The 723-nt window shown below is 60.7% G+C and carries 1 protein-coding gene; it reads left to right on the forward strand.

What is annotated here, in order from left to right; all coding sequences use genetic code 11:
* Nucleotides 1-249: 249 nt before the first annotated feature.
* Nucleotides 250-723, forward strand: a 474-nt coding sequence (locus NKH60_RS35025; RefSeq protein WP_352875142.1) for an NAD-dependent epimerase/dehydratase family protein, incomplete at its 3' end; no start/stop codon positions are given.

Genomic DNA, 723 nt, shown 5'->3' on the forward strand with positions numbered 1-723 from the left:
GCTTCGTCATCATCACACACAACCCGATCACCATGGCGCGCATGGACCGGCTGTTTGGGGTGACCATGGCCGAGCAAGGCGTCAGCCAACTGGTGTCGGTTGACCTGCAGGCGGCCGAAGCCATGCGCGAGGCAAGCTGACGCATCAGCTTAATGGTGGTCTCCACCTCGGCTTTCGACTATAGCACGACAAAATGGGCCGGATCTGCCGCTCCAGATACCGGCCCGGCTATGCGCGTGGAGAAGCTTGTTGCCTATACTTGTCACCGGAGCCGCGGGGTTCATTGGCAGCCACGTTTGCCACCATCTGCTCGACCGGGGAGAAGCGGTCGTCGGCGTCGACAACATGAACGACTATTACGACCTGGCGCTCAAAAAGGGGCGGCTTGCCGGCCTTCTGCCCCATAAGGATTTTTCGTTCCACCAGATCGATATTGCCGAACAGGGCGCGCTTGCAGCCGCTTTGGCCGGGCAAGGCATCGTTAGGATCGTGCACCTTGCCGCGCAGGCGGGCGTGCGCCACTCACTCGACAATCCGCGGCTCTATATCCGCTCCAATGTCATGGGCCACCTCGAAGTGCTCGAATTCTGTCGCGCCGAACCGGCATTCGAGCATCTGGTCTATGCCTCGTCGAGCTCGGTGTATGGCGGCAACCGCAGCGTGCCGTTCAGCGAAGCCGATCAGGTCGACAAGCCCGTTTCGCTTTACGCCGCCACCAAGAAA

This window comes from Mesorhizobium sp. M1006 (genome assembly GCF_040318825.1).
GTDB lineage: Bacteria > Pseudomonadota > Alphaproteobacteria > Rhizobiales > Rhizobiaceae > Mesorhizobium.